Source organism: Diaphorobacter ruginosibacter, assembly GCF_040396215.1.
Classification (GTDB): Bacteria; Pseudomonadota; Gammaproteobacteria; order Burkholderiales; family Burkholderiaceae_C; genus Diaphorobacter_A; species Diaphorobacter_A ruginosibacter_A.
In genome coordinates, this window is sequence record NZ_JBEBOW010000076.1 from 1 (window position 1) to 17,524 (window position 17,524).

The 17,524-nt window shown below is 66.4% G+C and carries 14 protein-coding genes and 1 tRNA gene; 6 read left to right on the top strand and 9 right to left on the bottom strand.

Going from position 1 to position 17,524, the window contains the following annotated elements; genetic code table 11:
• Positions 1 to 4: 4 nt before the first annotated feature.
• The 7 genes from ABWP92_RS10710 to fdnG all read right to left on the bottom strand — a co-directional run bounded on the left by ABWP92_RS10710 (position 5) and on the right by fdnG (position 9,222).
• A tRNA-Sec gene (locus ABWP92_RS10710) sits at positions 5 to 96 on the bottom strand.
• A gap of 16 nt (positions 97 to 112) precedes the next feature.
• Positions 113 to 2,056 carry a selenocysteine-specific translation elongation factor gene (selB, locus tag ABWP92_RS10715; RefSeq protein WP_353235364.1) on the bottom strand — a complete coding sequence of 648 codons (1,944 nt, stop codon included), beginning with the start codon at positions 2,054 to 2,056 and terminating at the stop codon, positions 113 to 115.
• A 48-nt stretch (positions 2,057 to 2,104) separates the two neighbouring features.
• Complete coding sequence (gene selA, locus ABWP92_RS10720) at positions 2,105 to 3,550, bottom strand: L-seryl-tRNA(Sec) selenium transferase (RefSeq protein WP_353235365.1); 1,446 nt, start codon at positions 3,548 to 3,550, stop codon at positions 2,105 to 2,107.
• A 12-nt stretch (positions 3,551 to 3,562) separates the two neighbouring features.
• Complete coding sequence (fdhE, locus tag ABWP92_RS10725; protein ID WP_353235366.1) at positions 3,563 to 4,504, bottom strand: formate dehydrogenase accessory protein FdhE; 942 nt, start codon at positions 4,502 to 4,504, stop codon at positions 3,563 to 3,565.
• An 81-nt stretch (positions 4,505 to 4,585) separates the two neighbouring features.
• The gene (locus tag ABWP92_RS10730) at positions 4,586 to 5,212 is read right to left on the bottom strand and encodes a formate dehydrogenase subunit gamma (protein WP_353235367.1); all 627 of its coding nucleotides are present in this window, start codon (positions 5,210 to 5,212) and stop codon (positions 4,586 to 4,588) included.
• Entirely contained in the window at positions 5,209 to 6,144 is a 936-nt protein-coding gene (gene fdxH, locus ABWP92_RS10735) for a formate dehydrogenase subunit beta (protein WP_353235368.1), read from the bottom strand. The genes ABWP92_RS10730 and fdxH overlap by 4 nt, the downstream gene beginning before the upstream one ends.
• A 12-nt stretch (positions 6,145 to 6,156) precedes the next feature.
• Positions 6,157 to 9,222 carry a formate dehydrogenase-N subunit alpha gene (fdnG, locus tag ABWP92_RS10740; protein WP_353235369.1) on the bottom strand — a complete coding sequence of 1,022 codons (3,066 nt, stop codon included), beginning with the start codon at positions 9,220 to 9,222 and terminating at the stop codon, positions 6,157 to 6,159.
• Positions 9,223 to 9,534: 312 nt separating this feature from the next.
• Here fdnG and fdhD point away from each other — a divergent pair, with 312 nt between their 5' ends.
• From fdhD to ABWP92_RS10760, 4 genes are all read left to right on the top strand, one after another.
• A complete protein-coding gene (gene fdhD / locus ABWP92_RS10745; RefSeq protein ID WP_353235370.1) occupies positions 9,535 to 10,407 on the top strand; it encodes a formate dehydrogenase accessory sulfurtransferase FdhD in 873 nt (290 codons plus the stop codon).
• Positions 10,408 to 10,425: 18 nt separating this feature from the next.
• Positions 10,426 to 12,948, top strand: coding sequence for an ABC transporter permease (locus tag ABWP92_RS10750; RefSeq protein WP_353235377.1), 2,523 nt, complete (start codon positions 10,426 to 10,428; stop codon positions 12,946 to 12,948).
• 63 nt (positions 12,949 to 13,011) lie between these two features.
• Positions 13,012 to 13,821 carry a hypothetical protein gene (locus ABWP92_RS10755; RefSeq protein ID WP_353235371.1) on the top strand — a complete coding sequence of 270 codons (810 nt, stop codon included), beginning with the start codon at positions 13,012 to 13,014 and terminating at the stop codon, positions 13,819 to 13,821.
• Between the two features lie 101 nt (positions 13,822 to 13,922).
• The gene (locus tag ABWP92_RS10760) at positions 13,923 to 14,327 is read left to right on the top strand and encodes a group II truncated hemoglobin (protein ID WP_353235372.1); all 405 of its coding nucleotides are present in this window, start codon (positions 13,923 to 13,925) and stop codon (positions 14,325 to 14,327) included.
• Between the two features lie 57 nt (positions 14,328 to 14,384).
• Here the strand turns inward: ABWP92_RS10760 and ABWP92_RS10765 are convergent, their stop codons facing one another.
• Both ABWP92_RS10765 and radC read right to left on the bottom strand, forming a co-directional pair.
• Complete coding sequence (locus ABWP92_RS10765; RefSeq protein WP_353235373.1) at positions 14,385 to 15,050, bottom strand: Smr/MutS family protein; 666 nt, start codon at positions 15,048 to 15,050, stop codon at positions 14,385 to 14,387.
• Between the two features lie 115 nt (positions 15,051 to 15,165).
• Positions 15,166 to 15,909, bottom strand: a complete 744-nt coding sequence (radC, locus tag ABWP92_RS10770) for a RadC family protein (protein WP_353235374.1) — start codon at positions 15,907 to 15,909, stop codon at positions 15,166 to 15,168.
• 79 nt (positions 15,910 to 15,988) lie between these two features.
• On the opposite strand from radC, the gene ABWP92_RS10775 reads away from it, so the two are divergent.
• Positions 15,989 to 16,468, top strand: a complete 480-nt coding sequence (locus ABWP92_RS10775) for an FKBP-type peptidyl-prolyl cis-trans isomerase (RefSeq protein WP_353235375.1) — start codon at positions 15,989 to 15,991, stop codon at positions 16,466 to 16,468.
• 48 nt (positions 16,469 to 16,516) lie between these two features.
• Complete coding sequence (ispH, locus tag ABWP92_RS10780) at positions 16,517 to 17,506, top strand: 4-hydroxy-3-methylbut-2-enyl diphosphate reductase (RefSeq protein WP_353235376.1); 990 nt, start codon at positions 16,517 to 16,519, stop codon at positions 17,504 to 17,506.
• Positions 17,507 to 17,524: the final 18 nt, after the last annotated feature.

Here is a 17,524-nt window from a genome sequence, read left to right on the forward strand (position 1 = left end):
GGGGCGGAAGAGAGCAGGAGTCGAACCTACCGACCGCGCATGGCGCAATCCACCGGGTTTGAAGCCCGGGCGCCCCACCAGGGACGTTTCTCTTCCAATGTCGCCCGGGGTGTCAGGCTGTCTCGCCGCCGCCGTCGAAAAGCGACGTGCCAGGGCGCAGCATATGTTGATCCCGGACGCGGCGGGTGAATCCTACGCGATCGAAGAATTCCAGCAACTGAATCGCCCGTTTGCGGCCCAGGCCCGTGGCATCCCGAAAAGCAGCGGCCTGCAGGCCGGCGTCGGACGAGTTGCACGAGCGGGCAATATCGGCGAGACGCTCGATTGTATTCAGCGGATAGAACAAATCCTTGACGATCTGAAATACCTGACCGCGGCGCGCAAGGCTGGCGAGCGTCTGCCGCACCATCGCTTCGGGGACGCCGCTATCCGCGGCCAGGGTGCGCACCCACGGTGGATCGAATTGTCCGTTGGCGAGCAGGGGCAGGAGCTTTTGGGCGGCCTGTTCTTCAGCTTCGTTCATGCGAACAGCGTGTTCCGGCAGATGCAGCCAGTGGCCGCTGCGCGCGATGCTGGCGTCCGCCGTGAGCTGCTGGATCACAAGGAGCCACAACGCATCATCCACGCGCGGCGCCGCGAGGCGCTTGAGGCGCTTGATGTCGGGGCCGATCTCGTCGGGGGATGCGGCGTGGAAAGCCTGCAGGCGGTCCAGCGCATGGGACTTGAGTGTCTGCATCGCGGCCCGGGAGATCGCCATGCCGCCGGAGGCGAAGCGCAGCGCGTCGGCGGCGACGGGCAATGCGTCCGCTCCCGCCAGGCCTTCGGCGCGGGCGGTGCGATGCAGGTCCAGTCCCTGGGCTGATTGATCGAGCAGCGCCGCGATACGCCCTGGCAGATGGGGCTGTGTCTGGGCGCGAAGAGTGGCGAGGCGCTCGGGCGTGCTCCGGTAGCGCTGCGGCGCGAACGGATCGAGCACGCGGATGCCCGCGACGGTGCGGCTGGCGGATGCGTCGCGCAGCACGCCTTTGTCGCCATGCCATGCGGCGATGTCCTCGCGCAGAACGACTTGCGCAAGCGCGCTTTCACCGGGTTCGAGCAGGGCGCGGTCGAGCAGCACGATGCTGCCCACGACGTCGCTGGTGCCCAGGTGCACATGCACGGTCGTCCCGCTGCGCAATGCGCGTTCCTCGCCGGGCCAGAGCTCGCACCGCACGTCGATGCGCGAAGTGCCAAGGGCAATGGGAGCGGCGCAGATCCATTGGCCGCGGTGGATTTCATCCTTGGTGACGCCCGCGAGGGACAGCGCGCATCGCTGGCCTTTGGCGGCGGATTCGGCCTGGCGGTTCAGTGCATGGATGCCGCGCACGCGGGCCTGCTTCGCGCCGGGACTGAGCGTGAGCGTGTCGCCCACGGACACCGCGCCGCCGGTGATGCTGCCGGTGACGACGGTGCCGACGCCAGCCAGCGTGAACGAGCGGTCGATGGCCATGCGGAATGCGCTGTGGGTCCGGGGCGCAGTCGGCGGTCCGCCGGCCTCATCGTGCGCGGCAGCCAGTGCGAGCAGATGCTCGCGCAATTCGGCCACGCCTTCGCCCGAGATGGCTGACACCTCGAAGACGGGCGATCCCGCGAGCGCCGAGGGGGCCAGCAGCCGCGCCACTTCCGCGCGCACTTCCGCCAGCCGTTCGCCGCGCGCGGCGGCATCCAGCCGGTCGATCTTGGTGATGGCGACCGTGGCCTGTTCCACGCCGAGGAGCGACACGACGGCGAAGTGCTCGCGGGTCTGCGGCATGACGCCGTCATCGGCAGCCACCACCAGCAGGGCATGCGCGATGCCGGTGGCGCCGGCGAGCATGGTGTGCAGCAGTTTCTCGTGGCCCGGCACGTCCACGAAGCCAAGTGACACGCCGCGGTCCGCGTGCAGATAGGCATATCCGAGTTCGATGGAAATACCGCGCCGCTTTTCCTCGGGCAAACGGTCGGTTTCCACGCCGGTGAGGGCGCGCACCAGAGAAGTCTTTCCGTGGTCGATGTGACCGGCTGTACCGATGATCATGCGCGGATGTCAGGGGATGGAAGGATGGGGCGGCGGCGAATGCTGTCTTCAGCCATGCAGGATATGTTCCGCCAGCGTGCCGAGCTGCTGCGTGAAGCCGGCCTCGTCGCGGGCCTCCAGGCAGCGCAGATCGAGCCACAGCGCGCCATCGGCGATGCGCCCGATGACGGGACGGGGCAGGCCGCGCAGCGCCGCTTCGAGCGCGGAGAGGGCGCGGCCCGCGCGCTTGGCCTGCAGCGGGTGGATGCTCAGCCCGTAGCTGGGCAGTGTGTCCACGGGCAGCGCGCCGCTTCCGATCTGGCTGAACATGGGCTGCGCGCGCACTTCGTAGGATTCGCCCACGGCAGCCTGCAGGGGGGCGGCCAGCGCCAGCGCCTGTGCTTTCATCTGCGCCTGCGGGCGCGTGAAAAGGCGCAGCGTCGTCAGCCGCTCGGGCAGAAGCTCGGGCGAGAGATACAGGCGCAGAACCGGCTCGAGCGCCGCCAGCGTGAGCTTGCCCACGCGCAGCGCCCGCTTGAGCGGGTTCTTCTTGATCCTGGCGATCAGGTCCTTGTTGCCGACGATCAGCCCGGCCTGCGGGCCGCCGAGCAGCTTGTCGCCGCTGAAGGTGACGAGATCGGCTCCCGCCGCGATCGTCTCGCGCACGGTGGCTTCATGGGGCAGGCCGTATGCAGCCAGGTCGATCAGTGTCCCGCTGCCCAGATCGACGGCAAGCGGCAGGCCCTTGGCGTGCGCGATGGCAGCGACCTCGGACTCGGAAACGCTTTTGGTGAAGCCCCTGACCTCGTAGTTGCTGCAGTGCACTTTCATGAGCAGCGCGGTGCGGTCGGTGATGGCTTCGGCGTAGTCCCTGGCGTGCGTGCGGTTGGTTGTTCCGACTTCGACCAGCCGGGCGCCGGCGCGGCTCATGATGTCGGGGATGCGGAATGCTCCGCCGATCTCCACCAGCTCGCCGCGCGAGACGATGACCTGCTTGCGCGCGGCAAGCGCATTGAGCGTGAGCAGTACCGCCGCCGCGTTGTTGTTGACCACGGTGGCGGCCTCCGCGCCGGTCAGCTCGCGCAGCAGGTCGTTGATGAGGTCATCGCGGTCGCCACGGCCCCCGGTTGCCAGATCGAATTCGAGATTGGCGGGTGTGGTGAGCGCCTGCATCACCGCCTGCACGGCCGCATCGGGCAGCAGCGCGCGTCCCAGGTTGGTGTGCAGCACCGTGCCCGTGAGATTGAACACCGCCTTCAGGCGCGGAGCGAACCGCGCCGCGAGCCGCTCCTCCACTTGCCGGGCGATGGCCTGCGCGGCCAGGTCTTGCGCCGCAAGACTGCCCGCGAGCGCTTGGGGGCGCAGGCCGTCGATCACGGCGCGAACGCTCTGCGTGCAGGCCGTCGCGCCATGCCGGGCGATCAGCGCCTTGAGTTCGGGTGTGCCCAATACGCGATCGACGGACGGCAGGCGGGCGGCATCTGAAGCGGGAAGGGCGGCGGGTTCCACGGGCATGGCGGTTGTGGGTCAGTGTGAAGGGGCGGGCGCGTCGGTGTCAGCCATCGGCAGCAAGGGGTTGGTGCTGGCGCGCGCGAACTCGGTCTCGCTCATCAGCAGGTCCAGCATGAGTGTAGCCAGATCGTCCGCCAGCGGTTCCGCCAGAGGATCCTTTTCCTGGTTGCTGATCTTGCGGTAGGTATGGCACACCTCGCAGGTCTCTGCCATCACGGAGTCGTCGGCGCCGTCGATCTTCTGGTACCTCACGCCCTTGGTGCTCTCGCAGTGGCTGCACTTCACGCGCACCATGTGCCATTCGGTGCAGCACGCGCCGCAGTGCAGGTAGCGCAGGCCCGCGTCACGCATGCCGATGCGAATCACGCTGGCGACCGGCGCCGTGCCGCATACCGGGCAGACCGTGGCGGGATCGACGTACGGGATGTCGCTCTCCCTGAGCTGGCTCGCCCGATGGGCGAACACCACCTGCAGCGCGGCCATGATGATGGGCGCGGCCGCCAGGTCGGCGCTTTCGGTCATGAGTCCGACCAGCACGCGGCGCGCCAGTGTCCCGCGCTCTTCGTGGTCCATCCGCGCGAGCGATGCGAGCGTGGGCACGAGGGGCTCGGGGATATCGCCGGCCGCCTGCAGATCGGCAAGCAGCTGGTCGAGCACCTCCAGCCATGCCGGATCGATGTGGCTTGCCGCGGCAAGCAGCGGCATGGAGTGTTCCTGCGCCTGGGCGATGAGCGCTGCGTCGGGAACGGCTGTCCGCACTTTGGCCGCGGCCTTCTGCTGCGCGCGCACGATGCGGGCGACGAAGCGCAGGTAGTCGGCGATCGGATTGCCGTCGGCCTTCTGCTCGAGCCGCGCGGCGCGCTCGGCGAAGATCACGCCGGGTTGCGGCAGGCGCACGCGCTGTGGGTTGGTACGGTCCAGGGCTTCGATGTCGCCTGGTTGAAGAATTCGTTGCACGGTGAGATGGCTCCCAAAAAGAAACTGCCGCCGACTACCCGGAGCAGTCAGCGGCAGGGTTGCAGGGTTCGACGGCCAGTGTCAGCTATTGTCGCCCGTCATCTTGCGATACCAGCCGCGATGGTGCTGCTTGGCCCATGCGCGCGTCACGGTGCCGTACATCATGGCGCGGATGGTGCCGCGCGTCCAGATGGCGGCATAGACGTGCATGATGATCAGGCCGATCATCCACACGGCGGCGGCGGCATGCACCACGGAGGCCGCGCGCACCACGGTGACGGGCAGGTTCAGCCACGCGCGCCACATCAGCACGCCGCTGGCGATGAGCGCCAGCATGCCGATGCCCAGGCCCCAGAACAGCACCTTCTGGCCGCCGTTGTACTTGCCTTGTTCGGGCATGTCGTGGTCGTCGCCATCCACCATCTTGTTGACGTTCCTGAGCCATTCGATGTCGCGCTTCTCGATGAGGTTCAGGCTGGCGAACCGCAGGAACATCACAAGGAAGAACACGAACATCACCACCCCGATGTAGGGGTGCAGGATGCGCGCCCACGGGCCGCCGCCGAACAGCATGGTCAGCGGGAAGAACGCCGGGTGAAAGAACGCCAGGCCGGAGAGCGCCAGCAGGATGAAGCAGATGCCCACGATCCAGTGGTTCAGGCGCTCCGAGGCTGTGTAGCGCTGCAAGTCATTGGGATTACGTCTCATGGCGCCATCTCCTCATTCTTTGCATTGTCGGAAGAACCCACGCCCTTGGCGTCCATCTCGTCTTCCAGTTCCTTGGAGACGTCGTTCGGACCCTTGGTGATGTAGTGGAACAGGCTGCCCAGGGCGGCCGCGCCCAGCAGCGCCGCGGACACCGGCTTGGCAAGACCCTTCCACAGGCTCACCATGGGGCTGATGGTGGGAGCGTCGGGCAGATTGGCATACAGCGATGGCCTGTCCGCATGGTGCAGGACGTACATCACGTGCGTGCCGCCCACGCCTTGCGGATCGTAGAGCCCGGCTTCCTTGAAGCCGCGCTCGTTGAGATCCTGAACGCGTTCGGCCGCATGGTCCTTCATCGCCTTCTTGGTGCCGAACACGATGGCGCCGGTCGGGCAGGTGGTGACGCAGGCGGGCTCGCGGCCCACGGCGACGCGGTCGGAGCACAGCGTGCACTTGTAGGCCTTGTGGTCCTTCTTGGAGATGCGCGGCACGTTGAACGGGCAGCCCGTGATGCAGTAGCCGCAGCCGACGCAGTTCTCTTCATGGAAATCCACGATGCCGTTGGTGTACTGCACGATCGCTCCGGGCGACGGGCAGGCCTTGAGGCAGCCAGGCTCGGCGCAGTGCATGCAGCCATCCTTGCGGATGAGCCACTCCAGATTGCCCGTGGCCTCGTTGTCGTATTCGGTGAATCTCATCACCGTCCACGCGTTCTCGGTCAGGTCGGTCGGGTTGTCGTAGGTGCCGTGGTTCTGGCCGGGCTCCTGGCGCAGGTCGTTCCACTCCATGCACGCCACCTGGCAGGCCTTGCAGCCGATGCACTTGGTGACGTCGATGAGCTTGGCGACATCGCCGGACTGCGGCGACCGTGCCTGCGGCGGCGTGGTCGTCGTGGCCGAGAGGCGCATGATATCGAGAGATTGCATTGACATCAGTGGCTCCTCCTAGATCTTCTCGACCTTCACGAGGAACGTCTTGAATTCCGGCGTGTTGCTGTTGCCGTCGCCGACGAACGGCGTGAGCGTGTTGGCCAGATAGCCCGGCTTGGTCACTCCCTTGAAGCCCCAGTGGATCGGAATGCCCACGTGGTGCACCATCCTGCCCTCGATCTTCATCGGCTTGATGCGCTTGGTGACCACGGCCACGGCCTTGATCGTGCCGCGCTTGGAGGACACCTTCACGCGGTCGCCGGCGGCGATGCCGATCTCCTTGGCCAGCGCCTCGCCGATCTCGACGAACTGCTCCGGCTGCGTGATGGCATTGACCAGCGAGTGCTTGGTCCAATAGTGGAAGTGCTCCGTCAGGCGGTAGGTCGTGCCCACGTGCGGGAACTCGTCCGCCTTGCCGAACGTCTCCCAGATGTGCGGGAACACCCGCGCCGCTGGCGAGCTGGTGGCCTTGGGGTTGTCCGGGTACATCGGGTTCTTGCCGACCGGCGTGTCGAACGGCTCGTAGTGCGTCGGGAACGGTCCTTCGGCCATGCTCTTGCGCGCGAAGAAGCGCGCAACGCCTTCCGGGTTCATGATGAAGGGGCCATTGCCGGTTTCGGGCGCGATGCCCACGCCGGTGTCGGGAACGTCGGCTCCCACCCATGCCTTGCCGTTCCACTTGATGAGCTCGCGGTTCGGATTGAACGGCTTGCCCGCCACGTCGGCGGAAGCGCGGTTGTAGAGCACGCGGCGGTTCGCCGGCCATGCCCAGGCCCAGTTCAGCGTGTTGCCGATGCCGGTCGGGTCGGAATTGTCGCGGCGGCCCATCTGGTTGCCCGCGGCCGTCCAGGCGCCCGCATAGATCCAGCAGCCCGAGGCCGTGGTCCCATCGTCGCGCAGTTCGCCGAAACCGGCGATCTGCTGGCCCGCGGGGCGCAGCACCTTGGTTGGATCCTTGGGGTCGGTCAGGTCGACGAGCGCCTTGCCGTTGTACTCCTTGGCGATTTCCTCCGAGGAAGGGTGAGCCGGCTGGGCGTACTTCCAGTCGAGGTTCATGATCGGGTCGGGGAACGCGCCGCCGTCCTTGCCGTACAGAGCCTTCAGGCGCATGTGCAGCGCGGACATGATCGCCACGTCGGTCTTGGCCTCTCCGGGCGGCTCCGCGGCCTTCCAGTGCCACTGCAGCACGCGCGACGAACTCACCACGGCGCCGTCTTCCTCTGCGAAGCAGGTGGTCGGCAGGCGGAACACTTCGGTCTGGATCGATTGGGTGTCCACGTCATTGAACTCGCCGAAATTGCGCCAGAACTCCGACGTTTCGGTGGCCAGCGGGTCCATGATGACCAGGAACTTCAGCTTGGACAGTCCGTCGCGCACGCGGGTGCTGTTGGACAGCGCCGCGATTGGGTTGAAGCCCTGCGCGATGTAGCCATTGACCTTTCCTTCGTTCATGAGCTGGAAGTACTGCAGCATGTCGTACTGCTTGTCCAGCTTGGGCAGATAGTCGTATGCCCAGTCGTTTTCCGCCGTGGCGGCGGCGCCGAAGAACGACTTCATCAGGCTGACGTGGAACTTGGGGTAGTTCTGCCAGTAGCTCATCTGGTTGGCGCGCAAAGGCTTTTGCGTGCGTGCCTCGATGTACTTCTGGTAGTCCTGCTCGCCCTGGTTCGCCAGGGTCAGGTAGCCGGGCAGTGCGTTGGACAGCAGGCCCAGGTCGGTCAGGCCCTGGATGTTGGAGTGGCCGCGCAGCGCGTTCATGCCGCCGCCGGCGACGCCGATGTTGCCGCACAGCAGCTGCACCATGGCGCCGCAGCGCAGAATCTGCGAGCCGATGGAGTGCTGCGTCCATCCAAGCGCGTACATGATGGTGGCCGCGCGGCCAGGCACCGCGGTCGAGGCGAACTTCTCGGCGACGTGCAGGAATTTCTCCTTGGGCGTGCCGCAGATGGTTTCCACCTTTTCAGGGGTGTAGCTCTCGTAGTGCTTCTTCATGAGCTGGTAGACGCAGCGCGGGTGCTGCAGCGTCGGGTCGGTCTTGACGAAGCCGTCTTCGCCGAGCTCATAGTCCCAGCTCTTCTTGTCGTAGGTGCGCTTCTCCTCGTTGTAGCCCGAGAAGATGCCGTCCACGAACTCGAAGTCGTCGCGCACGATGAAGGTGAAGTCCGTGTAGTTCTTCACGTACTCGTGGTGGATCCTGTCGTTCGTGAGCAGGTAATTGATGATCCCGCCAAGGAAGACGATGTCGCTGCCCGAACGGATCGGCGCGTAGAAATCCGCCACCGAGGCTGAACGGTTGAAACGCGGGTCCACCACCATGAAGTGCGCCTTGTTGTGCGCCTTCGCTTCGGTCACCCATTTGAAGCCGCAAGGGTGCGCTTCGGCGGCATTGCCGCCCATGATCAGAATGACGTCCGCATTTTTGATGTCGACCCAATGGTTCGTCATCGCTCCACGGCCAAACGTCGGGGCAAGACCTGCCACCGTCGGGCCGTGTCAAACACGGGCTTGGTTGTCGAATGCCAGCAGGCCCCAGGAACGGGCCACCTTGTGTGTGATGTATCCGGCTTCGTTGCTTGCGGCCGATGCCGCCAGCATGCCGGTGGTCAGCCAGCGGTTCACCGTCAGGCCGTCATCGGTCCTGGCCTGGAAGTTCGCGTCGCGGTCGTCCTTCAGGAGCTTGGCGATGCGGGTGAGCGCGTCATCCCAGGAGATGCGCTGCCACTGGTTGGAGCCCGGCGCGCGGTACTCGGGGTGGAGCAGGCGGTTGGGGCTGTTGATGAAATCGAGCAGGCCCGCGCCCTTGGGACACAGCGTTCCGCGGTTGACGGGGTGGTCCGGGTCGCCTTCGACGTGGATCACGGAGCGCTTGGCGTTCAGGTTGCCGGTGCCCAGCGCATACATGAGGATGCCGCAGCCGACCGAGCAATATGTGCAGGTCTGGCGCGTGACCGTGGTCGACGCGAGCTTGAACTGACGCACTTCCGCAAGAGCCGCCGTGGGCGAGAAGCCCATGGCGACGAGGCTGGAGCCGACGAGGCCCGCCCCGCTCATGCGGAAGAAATGTCTTCTGTTCATGTCCATGACAGATCCTCCTTGAATAATAGTGATTGGAAACTCATCGTGGGTAATTCGAGAAACCGGCATATCCGGCGCGTTTCGATGGGCGCGCACCGGAGCGCCTGGGGCGATCCGCCCCCAGGCTGCCAAACTTTAGGTCAAATACACGTAGCAGGCGCCGGGGTTTACGCCAGTGGACGCGAGAGCTGAGACTGGCTGGATGCGCCGGGCATCGTGGCTTTGATGACTGGCAATCATCTTAACGCTTTGCCGAAAATCCAGGGCGGTCGGATTTGTGGGACAAAGTAGCTATTTGCTGGCTGGTATCGTTGTGGTATGCAAGATTTTGAGAATTTTCCTGATGGCGGGCGGCAAGCCTGTCTGGCCGATGCGCCCGGCGCGTGCCTGCCGCCGCTGGTGAGCGTGCGGGCGCTGCAATGGTCCTGCGAGGACGGGAAGGCGCTGCCGGTGGAGCGCGAGGTCTCGGCCGAGGTGCCGGTCGCCGTTGTTTTCAATGGCATTTCGCACGCCGTGATGATGGCAAGCCCGCACGATCTGGTGGAGTTTGGCATCGGTTTCTCGATCAGCGAGGGCATCGTGGACAGCCGCGCGGATTGCCGGGACATCGAGGTGCGGGTCCACGCGGCGGGGACTCCCGATGCCAGCTGCGCGGTACACGTGGAGATTCCATCGCGCCATTTCGCGCGCCTGAAGGAGCAGCGCCGAACGCTTGCCGGGCGCACGGGCTGCGGCGTTTGCGGCATCGACAGCATTCAGGCGCTCGACCTGCACCCGGAGCCGGTCACGGTGTCGGAATGGACCAGGCAATGGGGTGTGAACGAAATCAGCCGTGCGTTCTCCGAGCTTGCCGTGCGCCAGGAGCTGAACGCGCGTTCCGGCTCCCTGCACGCGGCCGGATGGGCGCGGCCCGACGGTTCGCTGGCGCAGGTGCTCGAAGACGTGGGCCGCCATAATGCGCTCGACAAGCTGATAGGAACGCGGGCGCTTTCGGGGGAGTTGGGCGAGCCGGGCTTCGTGGTGATGACCAGCCGCACCAGCTATGAGCTGGTGCGCAAGTGCGCGCGCATCGGAGTCCCGGCGCTGGCGACGATTTCCGCGCCCACGTCGCTTGCGCTGCAATTGGCCCATGAGGCGGGCATGCAGCTTTGGGGCTTCTGCCGCCCGCCCGTGGCCGTGCGCTATGTCTGATCCAAGGGACTTGCCGTGATGAACGCTTCCGCCTGGGCGCTGGGTTGGCGCACGCTGTGGCGCGACATGCGCGCCGGCGAATTGCGGCTGCTGATCGTCGCTGTGACGCTGGCGGTGGCAGCGCTCGCATCGGTGGGTTTTTTCTCCGACCGTCTGCAAGGCGGCCTGCAGCGCGACGCGCTTCAGCTTCTGGGCGGCGACGTCGTCATCGTGAGCGACAACCCGCCGCCCGCGCTGTTCGCCGACGAAGCCAGAAGACTGGGCCTGCGCAGCGCGAACACCCTGAACTTTCCGACCATGGCGCGTGCCAGCGATGCGCAGGGCGCAGCGAGCAAGCTGGTAGCGCTCAAGAGCGTGGAGGACGGCTATCCATTGCGCGGGCAGGTGCAGGTGAGCGCGCGGGCCTCGGCCCCCGCGGAGCCGGCGCGCGGCATTCCAGCGGCAGGCGAGGCCTGGGTGGACGCGCCGCTGCTCGAAGCGCTCGGCATCGGGCTGGGCGACGAGCTGTTGCTGGGCGATGCCACGCTCAGGGTCGGCCGCATCATCGCCTTCGAGCCCGACCGCGGCACGAATTTCATGAGTTTCGCGCCGCGCGTGATGATCGCGGCGGGCGATCTGAAGGCGACGGGACTGGTGCAGCCGGCAAGCCGCATCTCCTACCGCCTGGCGGTGGCTGGCGAGGATCCGCGCGCGCTCGCACGGTTCAAGGCCTTTGCCGTGCGGCAGGCCGAGGCGCACGACGTGCGCGGGGTCCGCGTCGAGTCGATCGACAGCGGCCGCCCGGAAATGCACCAGACGCTGGTGCGCGCCCAGAATTTCCTGAATCTGGTGGCGCTTCTGTGCGCCTTGCTTTGCGCCGTTGCCGTGGCCCTGGCCGCGCGCGGATTCGCCAACGAGCACCTCGACGCGGCGGCCATGCTGCGGGTGCTCGGGCAAAGCCAGCGCACCATCGTGTGGGCCTACGCCATCGAGTTCACCCTGATCGGCCTGTTCGCCAGCCTGCTGGGCGTGGCGCTTGGCTTTGCTGTGCACTACGCTTTCGTCTGGATATTCAGCGGGCTGGTGAGCGCGGCGCTGCCGGCGGCGGGTGGCTGGCCGGTCCTGTTCGGGCTTGGCGTTGGCCTCACGCTGATGGCAGCGTTCGGGCTTCCGCCGGTGCTGCAGCTCGCGCAGGTTCCGCCGCTGCGGGTGATCCGGCGTGATCTTGGAGGATTCAAGCCGGTGTCGATCCTGGTGCTGGCCATCGGCATGGCCGGTTTTGGCGTGCTGCTGATGGTGGTGAGCCGCGATCTGACGCTGGGCGGCATCGCGGTGGGCGGGTTTGCCGCGGCGGCCGTGTGCTTCGCGGTGCTGGCGTGGCTTGCCGTGAAGCTGCTGCGCCGCCTGGTGAACGAGAGCACCGCGCCGCGCTGGCTGGTGCTTGCAACGCGGCAGATTTCAGCGCGCCCGGCCTATGCCGTGATGCAGGTCAGCAGCCTGTCGGTGGGCTTGCTCGCGCTGGTGCTGCTGGTGCTGCTGCGCACCGATCTCATCGGCAGCTGGCAGCGGGCGACGCCGCCCGATGCGCCCAACCGCTTCGTGATCAACGTGCTGCCGGAGCAGGCGCAGGCCTTTCAGGCCGCCCTGAAGCAGGCGCATGTGGAAAGGTTCGACTGGTATCCGATGATTCGCGGCCGCCTCGTCGCCATCAACGGCAAGGACGTCGGCCCCGAAGATTTCGCCGACGAGCGGGCCAGGCGCCTGGTGGACCGGGAGTTCAACCTGTCGAACGCCGCCCGGCCGCCCGAGCACAACCTGATCGTTGGCGGCAAGTGGACGGAGGAAGAACGCGGCGCCCTGAGCGTCGAGGAAGGCATCGCAGGAACGCTGGGGCTGAAGCTGGGCGACACGCTGCGCTTTGACATCGGCGGCGTCCTGAGCGAGGCCAGGATCACCAGCCTGCGCAAGGTGGACTGGGCTTCGATGCGTGCGAATTTCTTCGTGATGTATCCCGTCGCGCACATGCCCGACGTGCCGCTGACCTATCTTGCGGCTTACCGGGCACCCGATATGCAGGGGTTCGACAACGCGCTCGTGCGCGAGTTTCCCAACATCACCAACGTCGATCTGAGCGCTACCTTGCAGCAGGTCCAGTCGGTTCTGGGGCAGGTGATCCGCGCGGTGGAGTTCCTGTTCGGCTTCACCCTGGCCGCCGGTCTGGTCGTGCTGTTCGCGGCGGTGACCGCGACGCGCGAGGAACGTGCGCGCGAGTTCGCCATCATGCGCGCGGTCGGCGCGCGCGCGCGGACGCTGCGGCAGGTGCAGAGCGCCGAACTGGCGGGCGTGGGACTGCTGGCCGGCTTTCTTGCCAGCGTGGTGGCGCTCGCCGTGGGCTGGGCGCTTGCGCGCTACGTGTTCGATTTCAGCTGGAATGCGCCGTTGTGGGTTCCGCTGGCCGGCGCCGCCTGCGGTGCCGTGCTGGCGCTGGCCGCCGGCTGGTGGGGGCTGCGCGAGGTGCTGCGGCGGCCTGTCGTGGATACGCTCAGGCGCGCTGCACAATGAAACCACTGGAATGGCGCTGCCCCTGTATGCTCGCGGGCAGTGACATTCCACATGACTGAAAAATTGACAGAGAACTCTACGCACCAGGCGTGCGCCGCGGTGCGGGGGGCGCGTGACGCCGGGGCTGTCGCTGCCGCTGCCGCGAATCCGTATTCACCCTCCTTTTTCCGCTGGCTTTGGGAGGGCTTGCGCGCGTCCATTCTGTTGCGCCCGCGCATCGGCCAGAACGCCTCCATCGGCCCATGGAAACTCGCGCTCCTCGTGCTGTCGGCCAATGGGGTGGCGGTGATGGCCGAGCGCGCCCTGAGCGCTGGCGACGTGCTGTTCTATTACGAGGGCTGGCTGCTGCAATGGAGCTTCTGCCTGTTCGTGCTCTGGATGGCCTGGTGCTTCATGCCCCGGGGCAATCCGCAATCCGCACCGTCACCCGCGCGGGTCCTGGCCTGGTTTGCCTTGCAATCCTGGGCGCTGATGCCGCCGTTTCTACTTGGCCTGTACCTCATCGCCTGGCGCAAGTCCGCTGGCGACGAGGGGCCAAGCCCCTTGCTGCAATACATCGCGCTGGGCGCCGCAGCGACGGCGTGGGTGATTGCGGCGGCGTTCAGGCTCTCACGGCCCTTCTTCGGGGGCTGGTGGCGCACTTTCTGGCTGATGCTGATGCTGGGCCTGAGCGGCGTCCTGATGTTCTGGAACGTGGAAACCGCCTTCTGGATCTCCAGCGAGGAAGACGCGGCGCAAGTGGAAGTCGTGCCCGGCGATGAAGAGTCGGATGACGGCGATGAAGGCGAGGACGGGGACACGTTGGAGCCCCCCGAGCTGCTGGAAGCCCTGCATCCCATGCCTGTTCAGCATTCCGCGCGACAGTGGGTCTGAGCCGGGCGGTTGCTGTATTGCTTTTTGTGTTGTGGCAATGCCTATGTGCGGGACAATGACGATTTGTTGACTTGAATCGTTGATTGATTTCTCGCCTTGCCATGTCTGAAGAATCCACCCAGCCGAACTCGCCCGCTACGCCATTCGAATGGATCGGGGGCGAGGACAAGGTGCATGAACTGGTCACGCATTTCTATGACCTCATGGATCTGGAGCCGGCCTACAGGGAGTTGCGCGCCGCGCACGGCCCGTCGCTTGCGGATGCGCGCCAGAAGCTGTTCTGGTTCCTGTGCGGCTGGCTGGGCGGCCCGGATCACTACCAGGAGCGCTTCGGCCATCCGCGCTTGCGGATGCGGCATCTCCCGTTCTCCATCGGCATCCAGGAGCGCGACCAATGGGTGGCGTGCATGGACCAGGCCATGGGCGAGACGGGTGTGCCGCGGGATTTGCGCGACCGGCTGAACCAGAGTTTCATGGGAACGGCGGACTGGATGCGGAACAGGTGACCGATATCGCGTAACCGATACCGCGCGATACCGCGTGGTCGGTTCCGCCGGCGGCATTCATCCCGCATGCCTGCGCTGGGACGGTTGCAGCAGCACCACCAGCGCGCCCGCGCCGCCTTCGGCGGGCCGTGCCTGCACGAATGCCAGCACTTCCTTTTTCTGCACGAGCCAGCTTTGCACGCGGCCCTTGAGCACCGGCGTCTTGCCGGGCGAGCCCAGCCCCTTGCCGTGGACGACGCGAACGCAGCGCACGCCGGTGCGAAACGACAGGCGGATGAATTCGCCCAGCGCTTCGCGCGCCTCGTCGGTGCGCAGCCCGTGCAGGTCGAGCTGGCGCTGGATGCTCCAGTGCCCCGCGCGCAGCTTGCGCGTGACGTCGGTGCCCACGCCGGGGCGGCGGAAGCTGAGCTGGTCGTCGGTGTCCAGCAGGGTGCCGACGTCGAACGCGTCGCTCAGCGATTCGAGCAGCACGCGCTCTTCGTCGCGTTCGCGCTGCGCGGGAACGGGCTGCGGGGGCTCGGGGCTGTACCAGAGGCGGTTGTGCTGGCCTTTCAGCGGCTGGATCGATCCAATGGATTCCCGGAACAGATCGTGCTGCAGGCGGGCCTTGCGCTGGGCTTGTTCCAGGGCGCGCCGCCTCTCGGCCTCGCGCTGTGCAGCCTCTGCGATGGCTTTGCGCAAGGTTTTCAGATCAGAGAGCGAACGGACTTTGATTTCTGGCATGGCACGACGGACAACATCGGTGTTTGTACCTCATGCGCAGTGTCTTTTGGCGAAGAGGGCCAAAGCCGGGCCGCCGGCCGGGCGCCCCGCTTTGGATGCGAGCCGTCGCGGCGGCCTACATCAACCCTTCCTCGGCCATCGACAAGGCCTGTCCCGGCGCGATCACCAGGTGGTCGAGCACGCGCACGTCCACCAGCGCCACGGCGCTCGCCAGCGTCCGGGTGAGCTGCACGTCCGCCTGGCTGGGCTGGGTGTTCCCGCTGGGGTGGTTGTGCGCCAGCACCAGGGCGGCGGCGTGGTGGTGCAGGGCGCGCTTGACCACTTCGCGCGGATAGACGCTGGTCTGGGTGAGCGTGCCCTGGAACATTTCCTCCATCGCGATCAGCCGGTGCTGGCTGTCCAGGAACAGCACCGCGAACACTTCATGGGTCTTGCCGGAGAGATTCAGCATCAGGTATTGCTTGACGGTCTGCGGCGAGTCGAACACCGCGCGCTCGCCCAACTGCTCGGCCATGGCGCGGCGCGAGAGCTCCAGCACGGCCATCAGTTCGGCGCGCTTGGCGGGGCCGAGGCCCTTGACGCGCCTGAGGTCGCCGCTGCTTGCGCGCAGCAGGCCGGAGATGCCGCCAAAGCCCGCGCGGCTGGCGGCGCAGGGCTCTTGCACGAGGCAGGCGGAGGCGGCGGGCGGCTCGGCAGGAAGGGGGGAAATCAGCTCCTGGGCCAATTGCAGCACGCCCTTGCCCTTGATCCCCGTGCGCAGCACGATGGCCAGCAACTCGGCGTCCGACAGGGCTTGCGGGCCGCGTGACAGCAGTTTTTCGCGGGGGCGCGCATCGGTGGGCAGGTCTTTGATGGGCATGTCGGATAGGCCTCGGGGCATGTGTGCTCATGGGGGAATCCCTGATTTTTTACAATGGGGGCTCATAGCGAGGCCATTCATGTCAAGTTCCACTTCCGTTACCGACTCCACCGTACCAACGGTGCAACCCGGCTCCTTCCTGACCCTGCACTACCGCCTGGCCGGCCCGGCGGGCGACGTGATCAATACGTTCGACGGCCCGCCCGCCACCTTGTCACTGGGTTCGGGCGAGCTGGCCCCGGCGGTCGAGGAGCGCCTCATCGGCATGGCCGAAGGCACGCGCGCCACGTTCGAGCTGCCCGCGGGCGTCGCCTTCGGCGAGCGCAATCCGGACATGCAGCAGTGGCTGGCCCGCAAGGTGCTGGATGAAATGGGCGATCCCATGGAGCAATACACCCTTGGCGACGTGGTGCAGTTCCCCACTCCCGACAACTCGGGCACTTTCGCGGGTACCGTGCTGGACGTGCGCGAGAGCGATGGCGCCGTGCTGTTCGACTTCAGCCATCCGCTCGCCGGCCTGCCGGTGACGTTCGAGGTGCAACTGATCGGCGTGCTCTGAGCGTCCGCGAGCGAAAAGACAAGCAACAACAGAGATCACGTCAGCCCCATGCAAAAACCCCAGGAAATCGTTCTGGCCGAGCCGCGCGGCTTCTGCGCCGGCGTGGACCGCGCGATCGAGATCGTCGAGCGCGCGCTGCAGAAGTTCGGCCGCCCGATCTACGTGCGCCACGAAATCGTGCACAACACCTATGTGGTCAACGACCTCAAGAGCAAGGGCGCGATCTTCATCGAGGACCTGGACGAAGTGCCGCCGGGCGCGACGCTGGTGTTCAGCGCCCACGGCGTGAGCAAGGCGGTGCAGCGCGAGGCCCAGGCGCGCGGCTTCCGGATCTTCGATGCGACCTGCCCGCTGGTGACCAAGGTGCACGTGGAGGTCGCCAAGCTCGCCCGGGAAGGCTACGAATTCATCATGATCGGCCACAAGGGGCATCCCGAGGTGGAAGGCACGATGGGCCAGCTCTCCGAAGGCATCCATCTGGTGGAAGATGTTGCCGACGTGGCAGCGGTGCAGCCGTCGCAGACCGAGCTTCTGGCCGTCGTCACGCAGACCACGCTGTCGGTGGATGACGCCGCCGAGATCACGAGCGCCGTGCGCCGGCGCTTTCCGAATGTGCGCGAGCCCAAGCAGCAGGACATCTGCTACGCCACGCAGAACCGCCAGGACGCGGTGAAGGTGCTCAGCGGCCAGGTCGATCTGGTGATCGTCGTGGGCAGCCCTACCAGCTCCAACAGCAACCGCCTGCGTGAGCTGTCCGTGCGGCTGGGAACCCCCGCCTACATGGTCGATGGCGTGGACGAGCTGCGCCATGAGTGGTTCGACGGCGTGGCGCGCGTGGGCCTGACGGCTGGCGCCTCCGCGCCCGAAGTGTTGGTCAAGGATGTGGTGGCCCGCATCAAGGAGCTGGGTGCGACGTCCGTGCGCAAGATGAACGGCATCGAGGAGACGGTGAAGTTTCCGCTGCCCAAGGGGCTGAAGATCGATGCGGCGACGGGCCTGGAGATCGAAGTGCGCAAAATGCCGGAAACCGGCGCCTGAGAACGTGTTCACGATCTC

Bases quoted from the DNA above. Each gene is read 5' to 3' on its own strand.
- selB (WP_353235364.1), bottom strand. From the start codon at position 2,056: ATGATCATCGGTACAGCCGGTCACATCGACCACGGAAAGACTTCTCTG.
- selA (WP_353235365.1), bottom strand. From the start codon at position 3,550: ATGCCCGTGGAACCCGCCGCCCTTCCCGCTTCAGATGCCGCCCGCCTG.
- ABWP92_RS10730 (WP_353235367.1), bottom strand. From the start codon at position 5,212: ATGAGACGTAATCCCAATGACTTGCAGCGCTACACAGCCTCGGAGCGC.
- fdxH (WP_353235368.1), bottom strand. From the start codon at position 6,144: ATGTCAATGCAATCTCTCGATATCATGCGCCTCTCGGCCACGACGACC.
- fdhD (WP_353235370.1), top strand. From the start codon at position 9,535: ATGCAAGATTTTGAGAATTTTCCTGATGGCGGGCGGCAAGCCTGTCTG.
- ABWP92_RS10750 (WP_353235377.1), top strand. From the start codon at position 10,426: ATGAACGCTTCCGCCTGGGCGCTGGGTTGGCGCACGCTGTGGCGCGAC.
- ABWP92_RS10760 (WP_353235372.1), top strand. From the start codon at position 13,923: ATGTCTGAAGAATCCACCCAGCCGAACTCGCCCGCTACGCCATTCGAA.
- ABWP92_RS10765 (WP_353235373.1), bottom strand. From the start codon at position 15,050: ATGCCAGAAATCAAAGTCCGTTCGCTCTCTGATCTGAAAACCTTGCGC.
- radC (WP_353235374.1), bottom strand. From the start codon at position 15,909: ATGCCCATCAAAGACCTGCCCACCGATGCGCGCCCCCGCGAAAAACTG.
- ABWP92_RS10775 (WP_353235375.1), top strand. From the start codon at position 15,989: ATGTCAAGTTCCACTTCCGTTACCGACTCCACCGTACCAACGGTGCAA.
- ispH (WP_353235376.1), top strand. From the start codon at position 16,517: ATGCAAAAACCCCAGGAAATCGTTCTGGCCGAGCCGCGCGGCTTCTGC.